This window comes from Asticcacaulis sp. EMRT-3 (assembly GCF_030027245.1).
Classification (GTDB): Bacteria; Pseudomonadota; Alphaproteobacteria; order Caulobacterales; family Caulobacteraceae; genus Asticcacaulis.
In genome coordinates this window covers 1682818-1706680 of the sequence record NZ_JASERT010000001.1, presented here as the reverse complement: position 1 = coordinate 1706680, position 23863 = coordinate 1682818, and the positions used below count along the sequence as shown (strand labels likewise).

General features: G+C 61.0%; 22 protein-coding genes. 12 read left to right on the top strand and 10 right to left on the bottom strand.

The window, feature by feature from the left end:
* Window positions 1-22: 22 nt before the first annotated feature.
* Together QB905_RS08190 and QB905_RS08185 are read left to right on the top strand one after the other, a co-directional pair.
* On the top strand, window positions 23-898 hold the full coding sequence (locus tag QB905_RS08190) for a hypothetical protein (protein ID WP_282974265.1): 876 nt from the start codon (window positions 23-25) through the stop codon (window positions 896-898).
* Window positions 899-905: 7 nt separating this feature from the next.
* Window positions 906-2024: a hypothetical protein gene (locus QB905_RS08185; RefSeq protein ID WP_282974263.1), complete on the top strand. Its 1119-nt coding sequence runs from the start codon at window positions 906-908 to the stop codon at window positions 2022-2024.
* A gap of 117 nt (window positions 2025-2141) precedes the next feature.
* Here the strand turns inward: QB905_RS08185 and QB905_RS08180 are convergent, their stop codons facing one another.
* Window positions 2142-3971: a glycoside hydrolase family 15 protein gene (locus QB905_RS08180; protein ID WP_282974261.1), complete on the bottom strand. Its 1830-nt coding sequence runs from the start codon at window positions 3969-3971 to the stop codon at window positions 2142-2144.
* A 363-nt stretch (window positions 3972-4334) separates the two neighbouring features.
* Here QB905_RS08180 and otsB point away from each other — a divergent pair, with 363 nt between their 5' ends.
* A complete protein-coding gene (gene otsB / locus QB905_RS08175) occupies window positions 4335-5108 on the top strand; it encodes a trehalose-phosphatase (RefSeq protein ID WP_282974260.1) in 774 nt (257 codons plus the stop codon).
* Window positions 5105-6550: an alpha,alpha-trehalose-phosphate synthase (UDP-forming) gene (otsA, locus tag QB905_RS08170; RefSeq protein ID WP_282974259.1), complete on the top strand. Its 1446-nt coding sequence runs from the start codon at window positions 5105-5107 to the stop codon at window positions 6548-6550. The genes otsB and otsA overlap by 4 nt, the downstream gene beginning before the upstream one ends.
* On the opposite strand, the gene QB905_RS08165 is transcribed toward otsA, so the two are convergent.
* The 7 genes from QB905_RS08165 to fucP all read right to left on the bottom strand — a co-directional run bounded on the left by QB905_RS08165 (window position 6532) and on the right by fucP (window position 12651).
* Complete coding sequence (locus QB905_RS08165; protein ID WP_282974257.1) at window positions 6532-7344, bottom strand: ABC transporter ATP-binding protein; 813 nt, start codon at window positions 7342-7344, stop codon at window positions 6532-6534. The two genes, otsA and QB905_RS08165, sit on opposite strands and share 19 nt — an antisense overlap.
* Window positions 7345-7399: 55 nt before the next feature.
* Window positions 7400-8125, bottom strand: a complete 726-nt coding sequence (locus QB905_RS08160; protein ID WP_282974255.1) for an SDR family oxidoreductase — start codon at window positions 8123-8125, stop codon at window positions 7400-7402.
* A 115-nt stretch (window positions 8126-8240) separates the two neighbouring features.
* The gene (locus QB905_RS08155; protein WP_282974254.1) at window positions 8241-9464 is read right to left on the bottom strand and encodes a UxaA family hydrolase; all 1224 of its coding nucleotides are present in this window, start codon (window positions 9462-9464) and stop codon (window positions 8241-8243) included.
* Entirely contained in the window at window positions 9454-9768 is a 315-nt protein-coding gene (locus QB905_RS08150; protein WP_282974252.1) for a UxaA family hydrolase, read from the bottom strand. Before QB905_RS08150 ends, QB905_RS08155 begins: the two co-directional genes overlap by 11 nt.
* Window positions 9765-10526 (bottom strand): IclR family transcriptional regulator, encoded by a 762-nt coding sequence (locus QB905_RS08145; protein ID WP_282974251.1) that lies wholly within the window; start codon window positions 10524-10526, stop codon window positions 9765-9767. The genes QB905_RS08150 and QB905_RS08145 overlap by 4 nt, the downstream gene beginning before the upstream one ends.
* A gap of 14 nt (window positions 10527-10540) precedes the next feature.
* The gene (locus tag QB905_RS08140; protein WP_282974249.1) at window positions 10541-11371 is read right to left on the bottom strand and encodes an amidohydrolase family protein; all 831 of its coding nucleotides are present in this window, start codon (window positions 11369-11371) and stop codon (window positions 10541-10543) included.
* Window positions 11368-12651, bottom strand: a complete 1284-nt coding sequence (gene fucP, locus QB905_RS08135; protein ID WP_282974248.1) for an L-fucose:H+ symporter permease — start codon at window positions 12649-12651, stop codon at window positions 11368-11370. The genes QB905_RS08140 and fucP overlap by 4 nt, the downstream gene beginning before the upstream one ends.
* Before the next feature lie 280 nt (window positions 12652-12931).
* On the opposite strand from fucP, the gene QB905_RS08130 reads away from it, so the two are divergent.
* Window positions 12932-13870 (top strand): Gfo/Idh/MocA family protein, encoded by a 939-nt coding sequence (locus QB905_RS08130; RefSeq protein WP_282974247.1) that lies wholly within the window; start codon window positions 12932-12934, stop codon window positions 13868-13870.
* A gap of 64 nt (window positions 13871-13934) precedes the next feature.
* Here the strand turns inward: QB905_RS08130 and pyk are convergent, their stop codons facing one another.
* Window positions 13935-15395 (bottom strand): pyruvate kinase, encoded by a 1461-nt coding sequence (gene pyk, locus QB905_RS08125; protein ID WP_282974245.1) that lies wholly within the window; start codon window positions 15393-15395, stop codon window positions 13935-13937.
* A 470-nt stretch (window positions 15396-15865) separates the two neighbouring features.
* On the opposite strand from pyk, the gene QB905_RS08120 reads away from it, so the two are divergent.
* The 3 genes from QB905_RS08120 (at window position 15866) to QB905_RS08110 (ending at window position 20033) form a co-directional block, all read left to right on the top strand.
* The gene (locus QB905_RS08120) at window positions 15866-17245 is read left to right on the top strand and encodes a sugar MFS transporter (protein WP_282974244.1); all 1380 of its coding nucleotides are present in this window, start codon (window positions 15866-15868) and stop codon (window positions 17243-17245) included.
* Window positions 17246-17331: 86 nt separating this feature from the next.
* Window positions 17332-18318, top strand: a complete 987-nt coding sequence (locus QB905_RS08115; RefSeq protein WP_282974242.1) for an ROK family protein — start codon at window positions 17332-17334, stop codon at window positions 18316-18318.
* Window positions 18315-20033 carry a carboxylesterase/lipase family protein gene (locus tag QB905_RS08110; RefSeq protein ID WP_282974240.1) on the top strand — a complete coding sequence of 573 codons (1719 nt, stop codon included), beginning with the start codon at window positions 18315-18317 and terminating at the stop codon, window positions 20031-20033. The genes QB905_RS08115 and QB905_RS08110 overlap by 4 nt, the downstream gene beginning before the upstream one ends.
* Before the next feature lie 59 nt (window positions 20034-20092).
* Here the strand turns inward: QB905_RS08110 and QB905_RS08105 are convergent, their stop codons facing one another.
* Window positions 20093-20890, bottom strand: coding sequence for a hypothetical protein (locus QB905_RS08105; RefSeq protein WP_282974239.1), 798 nt, complete (start codon window positions 20888-20890; stop codon window positions 20093-20095).
* Window positions 20891-21156: 266 nt separating this feature from the next.
* Between QB905_RS08105 and ybgC the strand changes: the two genes are divergently transcribed.
* From ybgC to QB905_RS08085, 4 genes are all read left to right on the top strand, one after another.
* A complete protein-coding gene (ybgC, locus tag QB905_RS08100; protein WP_282974238.1) occupies window positions 21157-21645 on the top strand; it encodes a tol-pal system-associated acyl-CoA thioesterase in 489 nt (162 codons plus the stop codon).
* Between the two features lie 105 nt (window positions 21646-21750).
* Window positions 21751-22473 carry a protein TolQ gene (tolQ, locus tag QB905_RS08095; RefSeq protein ID WP_282974236.1) on the top strand — a complete coding sequence of 241 codons (723 nt, stop codon included), beginning with the start codon at window positions 21751-21753 and terminating at the stop codon, window positions 22471-22473.
* Window positions 22474-22484: 11 nt separating this feature from the next.
* Window positions 22485-22994 (top strand): ExbD/TolR family protein, encoded by a 510-nt coding sequence (locus QB905_RS08090; RefSeq protein WP_282974234.1) that lies wholly within the window; start codon window positions 22485-22487, stop codon window positions 22992-22994.
* A gap of 4 nt (window positions 22995-22998) precedes the next feature.
* The gene (locus QB905_RS08085; protein WP_282974232.1) at window positions 22999-23835 is read left to right on the top strand and encodes a hypothetical protein; all 837 of its coding nucleotides are present in this window, start codon (window positions 22999-23001) and stop codon (window positions 23833-23835) included.
* Window positions 23836-23863 lie beyond the last annotated feature (28 nt).

The window sequence follows — 23863 nt, the reverse complement described above, 5'->3', positions numbered from 1 at the left end:
TCCGCGTCGCACGGCCACCAAGGTGGTGCTGCCCTTTGATCCCGGCGATCTCAAACTGGGGGCCAGTTCGGTCTTTGTCGGACAGGTCGGCTTTGACGCCTTCTGCCGCGCCTTTTTAGGCATTGATGACATCAACAGCGACAGCGACATCCAGATTCTGCGCCTGCTCGATTCGATCCCGTCGCTCGATCCGTTTCTGGTGCGCGAGCTTCTGGGCCGCAATGGTTTCAAACCCGCCCCCTGCTATCTCAAGATTTCGCCGCACGATGTGCAGAAGATGATCGGTTTCGCCAATAGCGAGATTGAGAAACTGGTGCGTGTCGCCTTTGGTGAGGCGGTCAACGGAGCGGCGGTCAAGCTGGCCAGCAAGATCCTGTCGAATGAACTCGACCGCGAACTTTTGCCGCTCAAAATGACGCTGCGCCTGTCGGATGAAGCCTTTTCCGACGGTATTTTTTCGTGGCGCGGCTTCCTCTATTTCAAATGGCGGTATCTTGAACTGCAAGAAGAGATGAGGGGGGTCATCGAAGGGCTGGCCAAATATCAGCCGCGCGGCAAGCCTGAAGCCGCCATTGCCGAATATCTGACTGAGGTGCGTCCGCGTCTTGTGAAGCGCATTGTCGCCGCCATTACCAGCATCGGCCGCACGCTCAACATCTATGACACCGCCTATGGGGCGCTGGTGGAACGCGGCGATCCGGGGCCTTTCCGTCAGTTCCTGCTCGATGGGCCAAGCCTGTTTTATGAGTTGGGCGAGAGCGTGGCCATTCTCGGCCATATCAGTTCGTTCTGGGCCTATCGGATGAGCCGCACCGACTATTTCGGCCTGCTCGATCCGAACGACTATGCCGATGTGCTGATGGATTTCGAGGACAGCCTGTCCTGTCTGGCGGAGTAAGGCCTGAATGTGCGCCGCCCGCCGTTCACGCGATTTTCGCAACCTGGCCAATATTTCGGAAACGGCCTCGACCAGCCGCATCCTCAATCTCAACCATGTCTATGTTCATTGCGCGCGTGATCCCGACTATGCGCTGAAGCCGTTTTTTCACAATCCCAAGCTCAACAAGGCGATCCTGATCAAGCACAGCCTCAGGCCCGATGAGGTGGGACTGTTCGGCAAACCACGGCGTTCGGCCACCAAGATCATCCTGCCGTTCGAAAGCCAGGATCTGCGGCTTGGCGGCGAATCCCTGTTCGTCAATCAGACAGGCTTTGATAAGCAGATGCGCGCCTTTGTCGATGTGATGGAGGTGTCGGGCCAGCGCGATCTCGAAGTGCTGCGCCTGCTCGACAGCCTGCCGTCGCTTGATCCGTTCATCCTGCGTGAAACTCTGGCGCGGCAGGGCATATCACCGGCGGGCTGCTATCTGAAGATTTCCAATGGCGACATCGCCGCCATGATCGCCTTTGCCAATGCCGAGATCGAACGGCTGATCAATATCGCCTTTACCGGTGGCCAGAGCCATGCCGCCATGCGCTTCACTGACAAGATTCTGGCTGACCGGCTCGATCACGAACTGGAGCCGCTGAAAGACACGCTGCGCCTCAGTTCCAGCCAGTTCAGCGACGGCATTTTTTCGTGGCGCGGCTTTCTCTATTTCAAATGGCGCAATCTCGAACTGCGTGACCAGTTGCGCGCGCTGATCGACAATCTGATGAAATATCGGGCGTCGGGCATGGTCGATAAGGCCTTGCAGGCCTATCTCGACGAGGTGCGCCCGCGCCTGTTACAGCGCATCCTGACCGCGCTCGATCATGTCGGCCAGAGCCTGCTCCATTATGACGAAGCCTATCTGGCCCTGATCGAGGGCCAGAATCCGGCGCCTTTTCGCCACTTCCTGCTCGAAGGGCCGAAGCTGTTTTTCGAACTGGGCGAGCGCGTCGGCATCCTCACCCATATCGCCTCCTTCTGGGCCTATCGCATGGGCGTGCCCGGCCAGCGCATGACGCAACTCGAATATGCCGACACCCTGCACGATTTCGACCAGAGCCTGGCCTGCATCTTCATCGACGAGGTGGGCTGATCCTCTAGAGCGGTCTGCATTCTGATTGAATCGGTCAAAGGAATGCAACCCACTCTACATTTTACGTTTTTCCGCATCTCGCATTCAATTTGTAAGTCAAATTAAACGCTCGTTGCTCTAGCGTATCGTCGTCCACGGTTTCGACAAAAGGGTGGCGCAGGTGATCAGGCCGACCAGAGAATAGGTTTGGGGAAAATTGCCCCATAATTCGCCGGTTTCGACCTGCACGTCCTCCGACAGCAGACCCGATGAGGTGCGCCTGGCCAGTATGGCTTCGAACAGGCGGCGCGCCTCGTCGATCTCGCCCTGCATGTACAGCGCCTCGATATACCAGAAGGTGCAGAAGTTGAACGCCGTCTCAGGCGTACCGAAATCGTCAGGATCGGCGTAGCGATAGAGGTTGTCGCCCTTGCGAAGCTGGCGCTCCACCGCCTTGAAGGTGGCGACGCAGCGCGGATCATCGGCGGGCAAAAAGCCCAGCTCGAACAGTTGTAACAGGCTGGCATCGACCTCGCTGCCGCCAAAGGAACCGGCGAAAATGCCCAGTTCGGCGTTCCACGCCTTGTCTTCGATGGCCTTGCGGATAATGGCGGCGCGCTCGGTCCACAGGGCTTCGCTGTCGGGCAGGTGCAGGCGTTCGGCGGCATTGGCCAGCCGGTCGCACGCCGCCCAGCACAGAAGCGCCGAATAGGTATGGACACTGGCGCGGGTGCGGAACTCCCACAAACCGGCATCGGGCTGGTCATAGACCGCAAAGGCGCGCTCGCCGACCTTTTCCATGGCGCGGAAATCGGCTTCGGTGCCGAGGCGCAACAGGCGCTGATCGAAGAAGGACTGGGTGAGCGGCAGGATGATCTGGCCATAGACATCGTGCTGGTGATGTTCATAGGCCTGATTGCCGACGCGCACCGGCCCCATGCCGCGATAGCCTTTGAGGTCGGGCGCGATACGCTCAGGCAGGTTTGATTCCAGCCCGACCGAATAGAGCGGCTGAACATGCCCCCCCGCCGCCATATCAACGAGATTGCGTAAGTAAACGAGATACGATTCCAGCATGTCCGCCGCGCCCATGCGATTGAGCGCGCGCACCACATAATAGGCGTCACGAATCCAGCAATAGCGGTAATCCCAGTTGCGCCCGGTATTGGCCGCTTCGGGGATCGAGGTGGTCATGGCCGCCACGATGGCGCCGGTATCTTCAAAGACGCACATTTTCAGCGTGATGGCGGCGCGGATCACCGCCTCCTGCCATTCCAGCGGCAGGGTGAGGGTGCGCACCCAGGCCTGCCAGTATTGGGTGGTGGCGTGCATCATGTGCATGGCATCGGCCAGCACATCGCTGGGATAGGGCTCGTCGGGGCCGAGGTGAAAGGCCAGCGGCTGCTCCAGCCGGAAGGGCGGTGCATCCCCGTCGCCAAGATAGCTGAGCGGCGCATTGGTGGTCAGCCGCAGGGTGTGGTTGCCGCAGGTATAGCGCACATGGCTGGAGCCGAAGGTTTCGCGCGCCGGTTCGCGGCCATAATGGCCGGTGGGCGTCATGCGGATGCGGATGCGCGGCGTACCCTTCAGCGCGCGCACGATGCGAAAAAAGGCCCACGGGCGGTAGGTGCGGTTGAGATTATACAGACGCGGCGCGAAGTCGAACACCTCCAGCATCGCCCCGTGGATGTCCTCCATTTCGGTGCGCAAAACGGCGGTATTGCGGATGTAAGCCTGCCGGATCTCCTTAAGCTCGGTCATTTCGATGGCCCAGTAGCCGGCCTTTTCCGAACCGCCGCAGGCCGGTTCCAGCAGGGCCGAAAAGACCGGTTCGCCATCAATGCGCGGATAACATGACCAGACGAAACGCCCGCGCCGGTCGATCAGGGCTGTGGCGTTGCAATTGCCGATGGGGGCCAGATCGAGATCGGGCTGTTGCGCCGGAGGCAGCGAGTCGGACGGGTTCAAGTGCGGTCATCCTTCATGATCAAGTGCATGGCTTACCATCAATCGCCTCATACGATCCATTCACGAAATATGGTGCGATGCATCACAGAAACGCGAGAATACGGCAAAACATAGGTTATGGTCTGGACATATTGAGTCTCGGCGACTACCTTGTCACTATCTTGCCGTTTTGCATTTATGGTTTTTTTATTTTCAAGACATCTATTCGGTTTCTTAAAAATTATTCTAAATGCTAGGGTTTAATGCTTTTGAGATGTGAGGTTTCGATCAGCTTCAACTGAAGGGGCGCGTCTGTAACAAGAGGAGCGGTGTGGCGATGACAGTTTTGTGCGGTGCGCAATACGGTAAAGGGGGCGCGGTAAAATGAGTACCGGCCCAACCTCCGACCTGCCCATGACTTTGCCGCTTGATCGCATCGCCCTGTTTCTCGATCTCGATGGCACGCTGGCCCCCTTTACGGATGTGCCGCAGGGCGTTGGCCCCGATTCGCAGCGCAATGGCCTGCTGCATCAGCTTGCCCGTCGCCTGCATGGCCGTCTGGCGGTGATCAGCGGGCGTTCGATCTCTGATCTCGACCGTATTCTGGATAATCAGGTGCTGTGCCTGGCGGGCAGTCATGGCCTGCAACGCCGCGATGCGCGTGGCCATGTCATGGCGGTGCCGCCGCATCCGGGCGTCAGGGTGGCGACGGCGGCCTTTGAAGATTTCGCGCAAACCCGCCCAGGCGTGCTGGTTGAGCACAAGCCGCTCAGCGTCGCCCTGCATTATCGTAACGCCCCGCAGGCCGAGGCCGATGTGCAGGCGCTGGCGATGGAACTGGCGCGCGCCACCGGCCTGAAGCTGCAATTCGGCACCTGCGTCGCCGAACTGGTCACGCTGGGGGCTGACAAGGGGCAGGCGCTTGCCGCCTTTATGGATGAGGCCCCCTTTTCCGGTTTCCAGCCGGTCTTTGTCGGCGACGACCTGACCGACGAGGATGGTTTCCGCGCCGCCGTCGATCTGGGCGGTTACGGCATACTCGTCGGCCCGCCCCGTCCGTCGCGGGCGCAATATCGTCTGGAGTCGTCCGTTGCCGTCATCGAATGGTTGCAGGATCTGCTTCTTACTGAAAATCTGCTGCTGGAGTACAAGCTTTGAGCCGTCTGATCGTTGTTTCCAATCGCGTTAATCCGCCCGCCGATACCGGCGTCGGCACCTCTGGCGGTCTGGCTATGGCCTTATCTGCCGCCCTGCGCGAGGATAAGGGGTTGTGGTTCGGCTGGAGCGGCGAAACGGTCGAGCAATATACCGGCCAGATGTCGATGCAGGTGGTGGGCGGGGTCACCGTCGCCCTGCTCGATCTGGAAGAACAGGATCGTGAGGAATATTATAACGGCTATGCCAACCGCACCCTGTGGCCGCTCTTCCACTACCGTACCGATCTGGTCAATTATGAGCGCAGCTTCGATGAGGGTTATGAGCGCGTCAATACGCGCTTCGCCGAAACGCTTTTGCCGCTGATCGGGCCCGACGACATCATCTGGGTGCAGGACTATCACCTGATCCCGCTTGGCCGCGAACTGCGCAAACGCGGCGTCAAGAACCGCATCGGCTTCTTTTTGCACATCCCCTGGCCGACGCGGCGCGTCCTCAACACCCTGCCGCGCCACGCCGAACTGGTTGAATCGATGTTCAGCTACGATCTGATCGGCTTCCAGACCGAGGACGACGCCGAGGCTTTCAACGACTATGTCATTCACGATCTCGAAGCCGAGGCTTTTGATAACGGCATTGTGCGCGCCGGTGGCCAGACCACGCGCGTCAAGGCCTTCCCGATTGGCATCGACGCCGCCGATTTCGCCGAAACGCTGAAAAGCGACAAGGCTGAGGAATTCCGCAAGCTGATGATCACCAGTCAGGCCGGGCGCAAGATGATCCTCGGCGTTGACCGGCTCGACTATTCCAAGGGTCTGGAAGAGCGCTTCTCGGCCTATGAAACCCTGCTCGACAAATATGAAGACCTGCACACCCAGGTCTTCATGCTGCAAATCGCCACGCGCTCACGCGATGCGGTGGACGCCTATCAGGACTTGCGCGAACGCCTCGATACGATCTCCGGCCAGATCAACGGCGCCCACGCCACGGTTGACTGGGTGCCTTTGCGCTATGTCAACCGGCCCTATCGCCGCGATGAACTGGCGGGCATCTATGCCTCGGCCCATGTCGGGCTGGTGACGCCTTTGCGCGACGGCATGAATCTGGTCGCCAAGGAATATGTCGCCTCGCAACCGCCCGAAGATCCGGGCGTGCTGGTGCTGTCGGAATTTGCCGGCGCCGCCGAGCAGATGAAGGAGGCGCTGATCGTCAATCCGATGAGCCGTGAAGACGTGGCCGAAGCGATCCGCAAGGGGCTGTCCATGCCGCTCAAGGAACGCAAGACCCGCTGGGAACTGCTGATGGACAAGGTGCAAAAGAGCGACGTGTCGCGCTGGCGCGACGACTTTGTGTCCTTGCTGAAAGCCCCGGTCGTGCCCGAAAGGCCGCGTGTCGTGCCGATGAGCATGACGCCGGGGGCGAAGATTCAATCGACCGTGGCGTGATACCACAGGCCGCGCTGCCGGGTGGCCACCGGCATACCGAACAGGGCGCTTAAGGCATCGCTGGTCAGCAGATCGGCCTTGTCGCCTTCGCGGAACACCCGACCGTCTTTCAGCATGACGATATGGCCGATCTCAGGCAGGATTTCCTCGATATGGTGGGTGACCAGCACCAGGGTGGTGGTGGCCGCCACACCGCGCAGCGATTCAAGAAAGCTGCGCCGCGCCGCCGGATCCAGACCGGCGCACGGTTCATCGAGCAACAGGGCGCGGGGACGATGCACCAGAGCGCGCGCGATCAGCACACGGCGCGCTTCGCCGGTGGACAGGCTCGACATATCACGGCCCGTCAGGTGGGCGGCCCCTGCGCTGTGCAGGGCTTCCGTGGCGCGCACCCGCATCTCGTCGGTCACCTTATGGTTCTTCCACAGGCCGCGCGCTGCGAAAAAGCCCGACACCACGCAGTCGAAAGCCTCCAGCGGCGGATGGGCGTCGAAATCGAGCTGCATGGCCGACGACACAATGCCCATCAGGCTGCGCAGCTCGGCCACGTTCCAGCGATCCTGACCGAAGATGCGCACCTCACCCCCCGCCAGCGGATAGAGCTGGCGCGTGATCAGCTTGACGAGGGTGGACTTGCCCGAACCGTTGGGGCCCAGAATCGCCGTGTGCTGGCCCGGCATCAGATCGAGGTTTAAATGGTCGATCAGGGCGCGGGTGCCGCGCACCACCGAGGCATCGCGGATGTGCAGCAAAGGCTCTGCGGAATGGACGGACAGGGTATCAGGCGGCGTCATGGGGGAGGTTCCTTTAACGCCGTCTATTTAGGGATGTTGCAACGGCGGCGAAAGGCTAATTCACCCAGCCGCCGTCGATAATATGTGCCTGACCGGTGGTGAAGCTCGATTCATCCGACGCCAGATAGACGGCCAGCGCCGCCAGCTCTTCGACGCGACCAAAGCGTCCCATCGCCTGCCGCGCCGTGAATTCTGCGTAAGCCTTGTCGAAATCGCCGGTATCGCGCAGGCGTTGCAGCAGGGACGGCGTCTCGACCGTGCCGGGGCAGATGGCGTTGCAGCGTATGCCTTTCGTCACGAAATCAGCGGCCACCGACTTGGTCAGGCCGATGACGGCGGCCTTGGTGGCGCCATAGGCAAAACGGTTGGGAATGCCCTTCACCGACGAGGCGATTGACGACATATTGATGATCGAGCCGCCTTTATTGGCCAGCATGGACGGCAGGAAGGCGCGGATCATGCGGTACATGGCCGTCACATTGAGATTGAGCGAAAAGGCCCAGGCGTCTTCGTCGCACTCCAGAATCGTACCGGCATGGACGCAGCCCGCACAATTATACAGCACATCCACTTCCGGAAATTCGGCGGCGATGGCCTTGACGGCATCGGCATTGGTCACGTCGAGCGGAAGGCATTGCGCGCCGTCAAGATCAAGCGTGGCCGGATTGATGTCGGTGGCGATGACGCGCGCGCCTTCGCGCAGGAAGGCTTCGGCGGTGGCGCGGCCAATGCCTTGCCCGGCGGCGGTGATCAGAGCGGTTTTGCCGGTCAGACGACCCATGTTTTCATTCTCCATAATTTCCAAGATTCAAATTTTTTTGAATCTTGGCAAGTGCGACCGCACGCCGCCCACGTTTGGGCGAGCCATGCGGCGTCTGATCTGCTAAAAAGCCTGCTTACCCGCGCAGGGGCAGGCAAGCCGGGCCGACCGGTTCGAAGGTCTTGTAGGTCAGGATGAATTCCTGATGGCCCATCTCTTCGGATACCGTGCGCGCACCGGCGGCGACGCGCATGACCAGATCGGTAATCTCGGCCCCGACCTGATCGAGCGTGGCGCGGCCTTCCATGATCCGTCCGGCGTCGATGTCCATGTCGTCGGACAGGCGGCGATAGGTTTCGGGATTGGCGCACACCTTGATGACCGGCGAAATGGCCGAACCGACCACGCTGCCGCGTCCAGTGGTGAAGATGGTCAGGTGCGCCCCGCAGGCGATCAGCTCAACGATCTCGGCATTGTCGGATATGTTGGGAAAGCCGAAGCGCGGCTCGCCATCAGGCACCACATCCATCAGGTACAGCCCGCCCGAAGGCGGCAGATCACCGGGTTTGAGGATGCCGACAATCGGCGCCGAGCCTGATTTGGAATAGGCCCCCATCGATTTTTCTTCCTGGGTGGTCAGGCCGCCCTCGGCATTGCCGGGTGCGAAGGAACCATAGCCCATCACCGTATAATAGGCCTCGGCCTTCTGCACGCTGCGCATCAGTTCCGCGCCCAGTTCGGGCGTGATGGCGCGCGAGGCCATGATGGTTTCGCAGCCGACCAGCTCACCGGTTTCCTCAAAAATACAGGCCGCGCCCGCCGCGCCCAGCGTGTCGAAGGCGCGCCCGACCGCCGGATTGGCGGTGATGCCCGATGTGCCGTCCGAACCGCCGCAGATCGTGCCGATGACCAGTTCGCTGACATCCATTGCCACGCGCGGGGTTTGCGCTGCCTGAGCGCGGATGCGTTCTACTGCCGCCACGCCTGCCTGAATCGTGGCGCGCGTGCCGCCGCTTTGCTGGATGACGAAGGTTTCGACCGGCCGCCCCGACGCCGCGATATGGTGCTTCAGGTCTTCGCGGTTGAAGCCTTCGCAGCCCAGACTGACCAGCACAACCCCGCCGACATTGGGGTGCGTGGTCAGGGCCTCCATCATGCGGTAGGCGTAAGAATTGGGATAGCAGCCGGGAAAGCCGATCAGATGCACATCATCGTGGCCCGGCATTTCGACGATACGGCGCGCCACATGATGGGCACATTCGACCAGATAGCCGACGACGATGATATTGCGGATTCCCTTCCGGCCATCGCGGCGCAGATAGCCGTCGAAAACCGGAAACGCGGGATAGTCAGTGGACATGGCCTGTGGCCTCTCGGGTATGGGAAGACAGATAATCGCTTTGCATATTGTGCATGTGAACATGCGCGCCGCGTAAGGCAGGGGCGGTCATTGAGCCGATCGGCGCACCGTATTTGATCACCTTGTCGCCGGGATTGAGATCACGGCGGGCGATCTTGTGACCGACCGTAATAGCTTCGCTTAAGCTCACCTTTTCGCCATCAATTATGAAGGCCGCACCGGCAGGCGCGCTTTCCCGGCAGACCAGCACATTGTCGTCGGCATGGAGCAGGATGAAGGGGCTTAGGTGTGCGCCGTTACTCATCCGCCGAGGGCCTTGCTCAAGAGCTGGCCGGTGGCCTTCAGTCTGGCCAGAGCCTCGCTCTGGGTAAGTCCGTCATGGACGTGGATATAGGGCATGGTCAGGGCGGCAATGACCCCGGCATCATTGGCAATCGGGCACGAAAGATCGATAATGCCGTCGATATATTCGCTTTTCGCCGTGAAATGACCCTGAGCCAGGGCGCGTTCGGACTGGGTTTCAAACACCGCCCATTCCTCCTGCGTCAGGCCAGGGCGCAGGAAGGCGCGCCACTGTTCGCGGATCTTCGGCTTCTGGAAGGCGTAGATGACAAGGCCGGACGTGGAGTGGGCCAGCGGCCGCTGATAACCGATACGCACCGAAAAGCCGAGATCGCCGGGCGCTTCAACGCGGGCGATCACCACCATGCGGTCGTCGGAAACGATGGCCAGATGGCAGGCCTGGCGCGTGTCTTCGCTCAAAGCCTGCATCAGGGGCAGGGCGCTGGCCAGCAGGTTCTGGCTGGGGCCGCGAGAAATTCCCAGTGAAAACAGTTTGTTGGTCAGCTCAAACCCATCGCCGGCGGGCGACAGGCCGACATAGCCGCGCGCCTCCAGCACCTGCACCATGCGGAACAGTTCGCTGACCGAGCGCGTCAGTCGGGCGCTGATCTGCGACAGGGTCATCGGCGTCTTGGCGCTGGCCAGCAGTTCGAGGACATCCAGCCCTTTTTCGAGGGCGGGCGCGCGGTACTTACCGGATGTTTTTTCAGTTTCGGGCATGGGAGGATATCCGGTCAAAGGGCGTAAAATTGGCGGGCGGCACCCCTGAAGATGGCGGTGCGTGTCGCGTCTGGCTTATCGGAGAGCCAGTCATGCGTCCAGTGCCGCCATGCCTGCCAGCTTGCGCGTAAATTGAGCACCGGCCAGTCAGAACCCCACATCAGGCGCATCGGCCCGAAAGCATCGAGCAGATGATCGGCGAACGGACGCACGGCCTCGAACGGCGCACCGGGCGCGGCCTCAGTGATCAGGCCGGACAGTTTGCAGGCGATATTGGCCAGGGCGGCTACGGCGTCGATCTCCTCGCGCCAGCGGGCGACCTCAGCCGGATGGCTTTGGGCGCGGGCAATGGGCGGTTTGGCGCCGTGGTCGATGACGATCTTCAGCCTGGGCCAGCGCCGCGCCAGTTCGGCAATAGGCGGCAGATGGCGCGTGAACACCAAAGCGTCGAAGGTCAGGCCGTGGGCCAGCATGGCGTCGAGCGCCGGTTCCAGCTCAGGGCGCAGAATCCAGTCGTCTTCGAACAATCCCTGCAACATGGGGCGCAGGCCGCGTAATTTGGGCTGGGCCGCCAGCCATGCGATTCGCTCAGCCGCATCGGGTGCGGCCATGTCGGTCCAGCCGACGACGGCGCGCACCACAGGCATGGCGGCGGCCTGTTGCAGCAGCCACAGCGTATCGACCTCCGAGGCCTGCGACTGCACCAGCACCGTGCCCTCAACATCAGAGGCTGCGGAGGCGTAATCCTCAGCCAGAAAGTCACGATAGATGTCAGGCAGGTCGGGGCCCGGCCAGTCATGGCCGTTGCGTCCGATCTGCCAGAGGTGGTGGTGGGCGTCGATCATGCCGCGACCATCTCCGGTTTTCCGGCCAGTTTTGGTGTCGTCAGGCCGTACAGGGCCACCACGCCAAAGCAGGCCAGAGGCACGATAATGGCCAGACGCGCGCTGCCGTGATCGAGAATATAGCCCATCAGATTGGTCAGGATGAAGCCGCCGACAATGGCCATGACCAGCAGGGACGAGCCGGTTTTCGTCAGGGGGCCCAGGCCGCGCACGGCGGTGGCGAAAATGGTCGGGTACATGATCGACATGAAGAAGCTGGCGGCCACCAGCGCCCACAGGCCGGTTTGGCCACCGACAAACACCGCCACGGCGGCCAGACCGATATTGATGACGGCAAAGCCGGTCAAAAGGCGCGCCGGATTGATGACGCTCATCAGGGCGGTGCCCGCGAAGCGTCCGATCAAAAAGGCGGTCAGGGCATAGGTCAGATAGTTGGCGGCGGTCTTATCGATCATGTGCAGTTCGGACTGGCCGTATTTGATCACATAGCTCCAGATGCCGACCTGCGCCCCGACATAGAAGAACTGCGCCGCCACGCCGAGCAGGAAGTGGCGGTATTTGAACAGGCCACTGACCGCCTGCCAGGGTGACAACTGCGCCTCATCGTGATCGTGGATAGCCCCCTTTGAATCGTCATCCGTGGCCGCCTTCGGAAAGCGGTTGAGCGCCACCAGCCCGGCCCAGACCAGAACGGCCAGACCAATGACCAGATAGGGTATCTGCACGGCCTTCGCTTCACGGACATAATCGGCGGTTGAACTCATTTTTTCGATGCCCGACAGGATGAAGGTCTTGCCGATCCAGATACCGGCCAGCGAGCCCAGCGGATTGAAGGCCTGCGCCAGATTGAGCCGGAAGGCCGCGCCCTTTTCCGAACCGAGCACGGTCATCAGCGGATTGGCCGAGGTTTCCAGAAAGGCCAGACCCGAAGCGATGACGAATAAGGCACCGAGGAAAAACGGATATTGCCGCACTTCGGCGGCTGGCCAGAACAGCAGGGCCCCCAGCGCATACAGGCAAAGCCCGGTCAGCACGGCGGCCTTGTAGCCGAAACGGCGCATCAGAAACCCTGCGGGCAGGGCGAACAGGAAATAGCCCATATAGAAGGCCGACTGCACCAGCGACGATTGCAGATTGCTGAGGTCGAACGCCTTCTTGAACTGCGGGATCAGAATGTCGTTGAGATTATTGGCCACGCCCCAGAAGAAGAACAGGGCGGTGATCAAAATCACTGGCCAGAAGGCTTTGAAGCCCTTGGGTGCCGTTTCGTCGGTCGTCATTTCCTGCCCCTTATTGGAACGGTCTGTTGCCGTGTCGGTTACATTCTGATCACATATGAACAAATTGGTCAAATATGAAATTTAACGAGAGATTGCACTCCGCCGCAGGCTCTGGCAATAGTCTGACAAAAGAAGGTGTAGCAAAAAAAGCAGCCGCATGGACAAGTTTTCCTATCTGCGCGATGTGAAGATGATCTCACCCGACAGCCTTGATCAAATTATATTATAATTTATAAGTCCCGAAACACCAACTCCCGAAACTCACCAAAGGAAGCGCACTATGGGATCCACCGCCCCGCTGAAAATCGGCCTGATCGGCCTTGGCAAGATCGCTGTGGATCAGCATATCCCCTCGATACACGCCAATCCGGGGCTCGAACTGGTGGCTGGCTGTTCGCCGCACGCCCGCCCCGAAGGCGTTGTGGCCTATCCCGATCTCGGTGCCATGATGGCGGCGCATCCCGAAATCGAGGCCATCGCCATCTGCACCCCGCCGCAGATCAGGCACGCCATCGCCAAACAGGTGATCGGGATGGGCCGCCATGTCTTTCTGGAAAAGCCGCCCGCCGCCACACTGGGCGAGGCTGAGGCGATCAAGGTGATGGCGGCGCAAAAAGGCGTGTCGCTGCTGGCGAGCTGGCATTCGCGTTTTGCGCCTGCGGTGGAAGCCACGCGCGCATGGATCGTCGAGCGTGCCATCAAAAACATCACCATCCACTGGAAGGAAAATGTCCGTCAGTGGCACCCCGGCCAGACCTGGATTTTCGAGGCGGGCGGCATGGGGGTGTTCGATCCTGGCATCAATTCCCTGTCGATCCTGACGCGCATCCTGCCCGACACGGTGCTGGTCAAAAAAGCCGACCTGCATGTGCCGGTCAATTGCGCCGCGCCGATTCAGGTCGAGATGGACATGACCACCGAGGCCGGTCTGCCGATCCGCGCCGAATACGACTTCCTGCAAACCGGCATCCAGACCTGGAGCATCTTCGTTGAATCAGCGGCGGGCGAGCGCCTGACGCTTTCGATGGGCGGCACCGAAATGGAGATCGACGGTCGGGTGGTGATCAAAGAAAAAGAGGCCGAATATCCGGGGCTTTATCAGCACTTCCACGATCTTGTCCGTGCGGGAAAAAGCGACGCCGACTTCTCACCCTTGCGCATCGTGGCCGACGCCATGCTGGTGGGCCAGCGTATCGACGCGCCGGCATATATCGAATAGGGCACATACAAGACAGGCTCCGCCAGAATACGGAGCCTGTCTTGTCGTCAACGGTCAGACAAGCCTATTTGTCGTCCACGAATTCGGCTTCCTCGGCATTGCTGCGCGATACACGCGCCACACGCAGGGAGTTGGTCGAGCCCGACTTGCCGAACGGCATACCGGCCACGATGACCAGATCCTGACCCGGCTCGGCAATGCCTTCCGCGCGCGCCAGCTTGGTGACGACGGCGACGGTTTCGGTCATCGAATGGGTGACCGGCGCGATCACCGGATGCACACCCCAGGTCAGGGCCAGACGGCGGGCGGTTTCGATATTGGGCGTGACGCCCAGAATCGGCGCGGTCGGGCGTTCGCGCGCCACGCGCAACGCCGTATTGGCCGAATTGGTCAGGGCGGCAATGGCCACGGCGCCGATGGTTTGCGCCACCTGAGAGGCGGCGGCGGCGATGGCGCCGGAGGTCGATTTTTCCGGCTCAGGACGGCGGCGGTCGGTCAGGCCGCGCCAGCCGTCATCCTGCTCGACGCGGGCGACGATGCGATCCATGATGGTGACGGCCTCGACGGGGAACTGACCGGCGGCGGTTTCAGCCGACAGCATGACCGCATCGGCACCATCGAATACGGCGGTGGCCACGTCCGAAGCTTCGGCGCGGGTGGGGGTAGGGGCCGAAATCATCGATTCGAGCATCTGGGTGGCCACAATGACCGGCTTGCCCATCAGGCGGGCGGCATTGACGATGCGCTTTTGCGCCAGCGGCACCTCTTCGGGCGGCAGTTCGACGCCGAGATCGCCGCGCGCCACCATGACGGCATCAGACAGACGGATGATTTCGTCAAGATTATCGAGCGCCTGCGGCTTTTCGAGCTTCGACAGCACCCAGGCGCGGCCACGGATCAGTTCACGCGCCTCAATCACGTCTTCCGCACGCTGCACGAAGGACAGGCCGATATATTCAACGCCATTTTCGAGCGCGAATTCCATATCAGCGCGGTCTTTTTCGGTCAGGGCTGGGATGGGCAGCACCACGTCGGGCACATTGACGCCCTTGCGGTCGGACAGGCGGCCGCCATTGACGACGATGGTTTCGAGATGATCTTCGCGCACATGCGTCACGCGCAGCTTCAGCTTGCCATCGTCGAGCAGCAGGTTCGAACCGATCTGGGCGGCCTTGATGATTTCGGGGTGGGGCAGATTGGCGCGGCGCGAATCACCAGGCGTCGGGTTGAGGTCGAGGCGGAAGGGCTGGCCATTGGTCAGCACCACGGCGCCGCCCATAAACCGGCCGACGCGCAATTTAGGCCCCTGCACATCGGCCAGAATGCCGATCGGATGTTTGGTCTTGGCTTCGAGCGCGCGGATCAGTTCGATATTGCGGCCATGATCCTCATGGCTGCCATGCGAAAAATTCAGCCGGAACACATCGGCACCGGCCTGATGAAGCTGGGCCAGCATCTCGGCATTGGAACTGGCGGGGCCTAAGGTGGCGACGATCTTGGTTTTGCGGCGGCGAAGAATTTTCAAAATCTAGACTCACAGTTTATGTGACAATTCAAAAGCTTAGTTTTGAGACTGGCGATGAGGATTGTCGGGCACACCCGTTTTATAGCTAAGGCGGGCGTTTTCGCGTGCGACAAAGCCTCTATTCTCCATCATGGTCAAGTGAATTTTACGTTGCGCCGCAAACGATGACAGCGCTGTCGAATATTGTCCGCGAGACATGGCCATTCTGCCTGTCCGGCTCTTAATGGGCGCTTAAAATCGCATCGGGCCCCTATATTCCCGTCAGGGGCTCTCGTGGCGGGTGGTATCTCTTGTCGGACTATTTATTCCGGGTTACAGAAAAAGCGCGCACAGGCGCGATTTCGGCGGGTAGTCAGGCTTTTGGGCTTGCAGGATGTGTCGAAACACGCTTTTTGCAATTTGATTTATTTAATTGGCGAAGGCTAGGTAGCGCACCCTTTCGCCCATAACAGTACACACAGGCAGGTAATATGTCCGATTCCGCAACGGCTCCTCAGGCCAAGTCCGGTGGTGGAGGCCTCATCTTGGCCGTCCTCTACGTCACGGCGCTCTTCTTCATCTGGGCCTTCGTCACCAATCTGGTCGATCCGCTCGTCAAATCGATGATGGTTATCTATCATCTGAGCAATCTCGAAGCCCAGCTCAACCAGTTCGCCTTCTTCATCGCCTATGGCGTCATGTCGATCCCGTCGGCCTGGTATCTGGCCAAGTACGGCTATGCCAATTCAATTATTCTGGGCCTGATCGGCATTATCGCCGGCTGCCTGATCGCTTTCTCTACCGCCTATTCGCACACCTTCGTCACCGTGCTGGTTGGCCTGTTTGTCGCCGCTTCGGGCATCACCCTTCTTCAGGTGGCCGCCAATCCTTTGATCGCCGCGATGGGCAAGCCGCAGGGTTCGCACTTCCGCCTCAACCTGTCGCAGGCCTTCAACTCGATGGGCGCCTATATCGGCGGCTCGTTCGGCGCTGTTTTCCTGCTGAAAGGCCCGCTGTTCGAAAAGGATGTCGTGCCGACCCAGGCCATGAAGGATGCGGGTCTGCACTTCGTCACCAATGTCTATCTTGAGATCGCCGTTGTCTTCGCCGTCTTCACCCTGGCCGTCTTTCTGGTGCGCAACACCATTGCCGCCCATTCGCCGAAGAAGGCCCTGCACGTCGAATCACCCTTCAAGGCCTTCAGCTCGAAATGGGCCAATCTCGGTTCGCTCGGCATCTTTCTGTATGTCGGCGCTGAGGTCTGCGTGATTTCGGGCATGATCTTCTTCCTGGAACAGCCGCAGATCCTCAATGTGCCGTCGCAGATTGCCGGCTATGTCGGGCCGATCTTCATGCTGATGGCCATGTTCGGCCGCTTTATCGGTTCGTGGCTGATGACCTTCATCAAGGCCACCACCATGCTGACCATTGTGGCGCTCGGCGCGGCGATCCTGTGCCTCGTCGTCATCTTCACCTTCCACATGCCGGCCACGCCGCTGGGCGGCACGGTCAATGTGTTCGGTTATCAGACGGCCCTGACGATGGGCTTTGTGCCCGGCATCGCGGCCATTCTGATCGGCCTGTTCAACTCGATCATGTTCCCGACCATCTTCACCCTGACCCTCGAGCGTTCTTCGGCTCCGGCTTCGGCCACGTCAGGCCTGATGTGCATGGCCATCTGCGGCGGCGGCTTCATCTCGCTGCTCTATGGCTGGGCCGTTGACCAGTTCTTGGCCCACTTCCCCGTCGGGGCCCGTTCGCTGGCCTTCGTCGTGCCGCTGATCTGCTACCTCTACGTCCTGTGGTTTACCCTGGCCGCCAAGAAGGCACCGGTTCACGCCATCGAGGAAGATATCGCTTCGGCGCACTAAACCTGCCTATGCGGCTCCCGGCACCTGCCGGGAGCCGTTTTTCATTATAAGAACAACAGACGGCGCGCGTCGCCGCGGGATGAGAAATGCTTTACGTTGGCGTGGATTTCGGTGGAACCAAGATCGAGGCGGCTGTTCTCGATTCAGACGGCAAGTTTCTGTCACGGCAGCGCAAGCCCAATCCCGGCAACTATGCCGACGCCCTGACTACGGTTTGCGACCTGATCGCCGAGGTGGAAAAGGAAGCCCAGTCCAGCCATCCCGAACTGGCCAGGCATATGGCCACCATCGGTATCGGCGCGCCGGGCAGCGTTTCGCCGCGCACCGGCGTAATGCGCAACGCCAATTCGACCTGGCTGAACGGCAAGACCTTCCGCGAAGACCTGGAGGCGGCGCTGAAGCGCCCCGTGCGGCTGGCCAATGACGCCAACTGCCTGGCCCTGTCCGAAGCGATTGACGGGGTGGCGCGCGTTCATGCCAATGTGTTCGCCATCATCGTCGGCACCGGTTGCGGCGGCGGCGTTGTGCTCGATCACAAGCTGGTGGAAGGCGCCAACGGCGTCACAGGCGAATGGGGCCATATTCCCCTGCCGTGGCCGAAGCTCGACGAGGTGCCCGGCCCGCAATGCTGGTGCGGTCAGCACGGCTGTCTGGAAATGTGGGTGTCGGGCACCGGTTTCGCGCGTGATTTCCACGCCGCTACCGGGCGCACATTAAAAGGCGAAGAGATTATCGACGCCATGCGCAAGGGCGATGGCGAGGCGGAGGCGGCGTTTGAGCGGATGCTCGACCGTCTGGGCCGCGGCATGGCGGTCATCGTCAATACGCTTGATCCCGATATATTCGTCTTTGGCGGCGGCTTAAGCAATGTGCCGGAAATCTATGATCGCCTGCCCGGCAAGATCAGGCCCTATGTTTTCTCCGATAGCTGGCAGGCCGAAATCGCCCCCGCCAAATGGGGTGATTCATCGGGCGTGCGCGGCGCAGCCTATCTGTGGGCTCAGGGCCAAAATCCGGGCCATAAACTGGGCGCGGAAGCGATTCATGCCCCTGAGCATGAGAAGAAGGCGTGAGACGCCTGCGCGGGCTGGCCATTGGCCTGGTTGCGGGCCTTGCCGTCCTGCCCACCTTCGCCTTTGCGGGCGGCCAGACCACACATGGCCGCTTTCATATGGTGGTTCCGGGCGCGCCTTTGTCTGCGCATAGGACATCGCGACAAACCCCGGCAAGGCTAGACGCGCCGACTGTCGAACCTCCTGTGCAAGATCCCGTCCTGCCTGTTCCAGATCCCGTCATAGCCGATCATCCGCCATACCACGCTTATGACACCGTGCTAAATGTCACAGGTGGTCAACTGGCCGGGGATCGCCTGCCCGATCAGTCCTACGTCTTCCGCGCCGTGCCGTTTGCCGCCCCGCCAGTGGGGCCCTTGCGCTGGCGTGCGCCGCAAAGCCCCGCGCCGTGGAGCGGTGTCCGCCACGAAACCGACAGCGCGCCCGCCTGTTTGCAAAACGACTATGGCTGGCAGACCGATATGGCCGCCAAATCCTCGGAAGACTGCCTCTATCTCGACATCCGCACGCCCGATCTGCATCCGTCCGCCCCCTTGCCGGTGATGGTCTATATCCACGGCGGGGCCAATCGCGCCGGGGGTGGCGCAGGCACGGTCATGGCCGGATTTGCCGATAAGGGCGTGATCATTGTGTCGCTGCAATATCGGCTTGGCGTGTTCGGCTTCCTGTCGCATCCGGCCCTGAGCCGCGAACAGGATGGCCATAGCGGCAATTACGCCCTGATGGACCAGATCAAGGCCCTGCAATGGGTGCGCGACAATATTGCGGCCTTCGGCGGCGATCCGGCCAATGTGACGATTTTCGGCCAGAGCGCCGGTGCGCAGGATGTTGGTCTGTTGCTGGTGGCCCCGGATGCGCGCGGCCTGTTCGCCAGAGCCATCGAGGAAAGCGGCCCGCCGCAGTTCGGCCTGCCGGTGCGCACCCTGGCGCAAAACGAAGCGATGGGTGTCGATCTGGCGAAATTCTACACCAGTGCCGCGCCCGATAGCGATGCGGCGCTGGCGGCCTTACGCGCCGTGCCCGCGCACCAGCTACAGACCGCCGCCGACCAGTTGCCCGTGGCGATCGACGATGACAGCTTCATCTGGTTGCAGGCTGTGATCGACGGCAAGGTGCTGACGCGCCCGCCCGCCGATGTCTTGCGCCAGCATCAGGCGGCGCAGGTGCCGCTGATCATCGGCACGGTGGCGCAGGAACTGGGCCTGCATGGCGGTCAGGACGCCGTCTATTCCACCATCGTGCGTGAATTTGGCAAACATGCGCCGAAAATGATGAAGTTTTACGATGTGAAGCTCAAAAAGCTGCCGAAAGATGATCCGCTGCTGGGGCCCGTCTCGATGGCTCTGTCCACCGACCTGATGATGCGCTGCCCGTCCACCTGGGTGGCCGATCGCATGACCGAGGCGGGCCAACCGGTCTGGGAATATCAGCTCGACATAGATATTGGTTCCGGGCATGGCGAAGGCCCGCCGCACCATTCATCGGATCTGGCTTTTGTGATGAATCCGCAGCCTCCCGGCATGGACGATGCGCACTGGCCGCCGCTTCTCGATTACTGGACGCAGTTCGCCAAGACCGGGGAACCGGCAGGCGAGGGGCTGGCGGCGTGGCCCGATCATGGCAGGGCCGGGCGCTATCTTGAATTTACCCATAAGGGCCCGAAAGTGCGCCAAGACATGCGCAAGGATGTCTGCCGCTACCGCGATACGCCGTAAGGCGAGATGACGGACGGGATGTGGCCATCCCGTCCGTCCCAATTTGCCTGAAACAGCCGCTAAACCTGATCGCGCAGGCGACCACCGATAGCGGCGGAAACGCTGGCGATAAAGGCACCGACCAGCAGCGAGATGAACAGAGCGGTGAAGAAGCCCACCATCGCCTTGCGCGTGGCTTCGGCGGTCTGGGCCATCTTTTGCTTCGCCGCTTCGATGTCATTGAGTGTGGCGGAGACGCGCTGATCGGCCTGGGTGGTGTCCAGTCCCGTATGGGCGGCCACCAGACTGTCGAGATAGGCCTTGTCGCTGTCGCTGACGCTGCCGTCTTTCAGATCATGGGCCAGAATGCGGCCCGCTTCAGCGGTGGCTTCGGGAGAGGGGGCGCTTGAGCCACGGAACATCATATCGCTGTAATAGTCCATGCCCGGCACCATTGTAGCGGCGGCCTTGCCAGCGGTGCCAAGCGCAGACGCTCCGGCCCCGGCCAGCAGGGCGGCGGTCAGCAGGGTGGCGGCGGCCCAGGCGATGAAGCCGTGCGCCGTGTCGCGGAAGAAGACCTCGTCGCTGTGCAGATCGGCCCATTTGACGCGCAAACGTCCGGCGATATAGCCGCCCAGACCTGCCGAAATCCATTGCATCACCACCAGCCAGATGGCCATGCCGACCGTGAAGACCACGGCGGTGTCGGGTTTGGCGGTGAAGACCGAAAACGAACCCAGCCCGAAGGCCGATCCGAGCGGGATCAGCATAACCGAGACGGCGGCGGCCACCGCAGCCCCGCCCAGTATCGACGACCAGTGGATGCCCGAAGACGAAGATTCGAAGTTGGGGCCATCCTTATCCGATGAAATATTCATGATGACCTCAACCGTGGAAGAAGAGAGCAAGCAGAATGATCACCGGAATCGGTACACCGAGCAGCCACAACAGAATACCTTTACCCATAACAACCTCCTGTGAAAGTGAAGGGAAAGGATAAATGTAAAATTATACCGATAAAATTAGATTGACCTCACACTTAACAATAATTCCATAAATAAAATCAGGTGAAACCACTTGTGTTCTGGTCGGGTACGCGACTCCGGCTGCCGGGGCAGGGCCGGATGACAAAAGGCTCATTTCCGTGGTTCAAATCTGCGCCACATATCGCTACAACAGCGGGATGAATGATATTTCCGGCCATATATCAGACGATGAACATCACCTGCCGGTGCGCATCTATTACGAGGACACCGATTTTTCGGGCCTCGTTTATCACGCCAATTATCTCAAATATTTCGAGCGCGGCCGTTCGGAATATATGCGCCTGATCGGCATCCATCATCATCAGCTTGCTGCGTTAGATGTTCCGCTGGCCTTCGCCGTGGCCGATCTGCATATCCGTTACCGCGCCCCGGCCCGCATCGATGAGATGATCACGGTGCGCAGCCGCCTGATCAGGGTGCGCGGCGCCAGTTTCACCCTGAAGCAAGCGGTGGAGCGCGACGGCCAGGTGCTGGCCGAGGGCGAGGTGCAGGTGGTGTGCATCGATATGCAGGGCCGCCCGAAACGCCTGCCTGCGCACCTGCAAGCTCTGATCTCAGCCTGCGCCGTTAACGAAAAAGACGGCTGAAAACGGCAAATTACAACCGCCTGCCATAGAAATGTCGTCAAATCTGTTGCAAGGTGCGGCGCTTAGAGATTCACCATTCGGATTCATCGTATATAGGGGGTGCGCATGGACGCAGGTTCCGTCAGTTCGGCTTCGGGTGGCCTTGAAGGCACCCTGAGCTTCGTCCAGCTTTTCATGCACGCCGACATCGTCGTCAAGGCGGTGATGGCGCTGCTGATCCTGGCCTCGCTGTGGTCGTGGGCCATTATCGTGCAAAAAACCCTGGCGCTGGGCCGCGTTAACCGCGAGGCCAATCAGTTCGAGGCCATGCTCGGCACCGGTCGCGCGCTCGACGACATCGCCGCGGGCCTCGGCACCCAGCCGAAGGAAGCCTTCCAGAAGCTGCTGGTCATCGTCACCTCGGCGTGGAAGGACTATAAGGGCAAGGGCTTAAGCCCGGCCCAGGGCGATCTTTTGATCTCGCAGGTTGACCGCGAACTGAACCAGACGATGGCCCTTGAGGCCGACACGATCGAAGAGGGCCTGAGCCTGCTGGCGGTGATCGCCACGGCCTCGCCTTTTGTCGGCCTGTTCGGCACGGTCTGGGGCATTATGAATTCGTTTGCCGCTATCGCCAGCGCCGGCGACACCAATCTGGCCACGGTGGCCCCGGCCATTTCAGAAGCCCTGTCGGCCACGGCGATGGGGCTTTTCGCCGCCATTCCCGCCTATATTGGCTTCAACCTGTTCAATGCCCGCGTGGCGCGCTTTTCGGGGCGCATGGAAGGATTCGCCGATGAGCTGATGGTGTCGCTGAGCCGCCGCATCGGCGATAAGCTCGGCAACTAGGGAGCTTTCGCATGGCTATGGGAGCATCAGGCGCCGGTGGTGGTGGTGGCGGCAGGCGCAGCAATCGCCGCCTCAGACGCCGCGCCGCCCTGTCGGAAATCAATGTCACGCCGCTGGTCGATGTCATGCTGGTGCTGCTGATCATCTTCATGATCTCGGCCCCGCTTCTGACCTCCGGCATCAAGATCCAGTTGCCCAAGACCGAGGCCGCCGCGCTGAAGGACGAGGGGGATCCTCTGACCGTATCCATCGATGAAAAAGGCAATCTGTTCGTCAATGACGATCCGGCCTCCTATGCGCAACTGACGCCGCGCCTGCTGGCCATCACCAATGGCGAGACGGACAAGCCGGTCTATGTGCGCGCGGCGGGCGCGGCCTCGTATGACATCGTGGCCAAGGTGATGGCCAGGCTGTCCACCTCGGGCTTCGTCAAGATCAACCTGCTCACCGAAACCATGAGCCAGGCGCAAGGTCAGAATGTGGGCCAGACTGTCGGTGCTTCATCAGCGGTGACGCCGTAAACGCATGAAGAAGTTCGGGCCGTCCTTTCTGATCTCGCTCCTGCTGCACGCGGGTCTGCTGGCGCTTTTCCTGTTCAGTTGGGTGCGCACGCAGAAGCCGCTGGTGCCTGCCGCCGTGCCGGTCGAGATTGTGTCGCAGATTCCGAGCCGCGAACAGGCCGAGGCCCCGGTCGATCAGCACGCCGTCCTGCCGCCATCGCCGATCCCCGCCCCGGAAGAAACGCCGACCCCGCCCCAGCCTGAACCGGCCCCGCCCTTGCCCGTGCCCACGCCGCAAAAGGCCGTGACGCCTGCGCCGAAGCCCACGCCAAAGCCGACCCCCAAGCCCGCGCCTCCCAAGCCCGCGCCGCCTGACAAGAACGGCCTGAAAAAGCCGGTGCCGCCCAAGCCCGCCAAGCCGCAAAAGCCCACGCTCGATCTCAACGCTCTGGCGCAACTGGCCGCCGCCCCGTCAAAATCGCCGACGCGGCAACAGGCAAGGGCCAATACGCACCGCACGACCGGCGCGTCGGCGGTCGGTTCCGGCCCGGCCGATGCCGGTCAGAAACAGGCCCTGGCCTTGCTGGGCAAAAGATTGCAGGACGCCTGGCTGCTCAATTGCGATGTGCCGGGCTCGCGCGATGTCAATCCGGAAATCAGTTTCGTATTGACTCCGAATGGCCGCGCCTTGCAGGTCACCTGGGTGAACCGCCGTAGCGATCCCGTCTGGCAGGCAGGTGCCAGCCTGGCGATGGCGGCGGTCAATAACGCTGCCGAGAAATCGACAGATTTGCCGGTTAGCATGTATGGGCAGAAAATTACCTTCACCTTCCTGGCGGAAAAGGCCTGCGAGGGGCAATGATGCCCCGCAGACCTGCTGACAGGAAGCC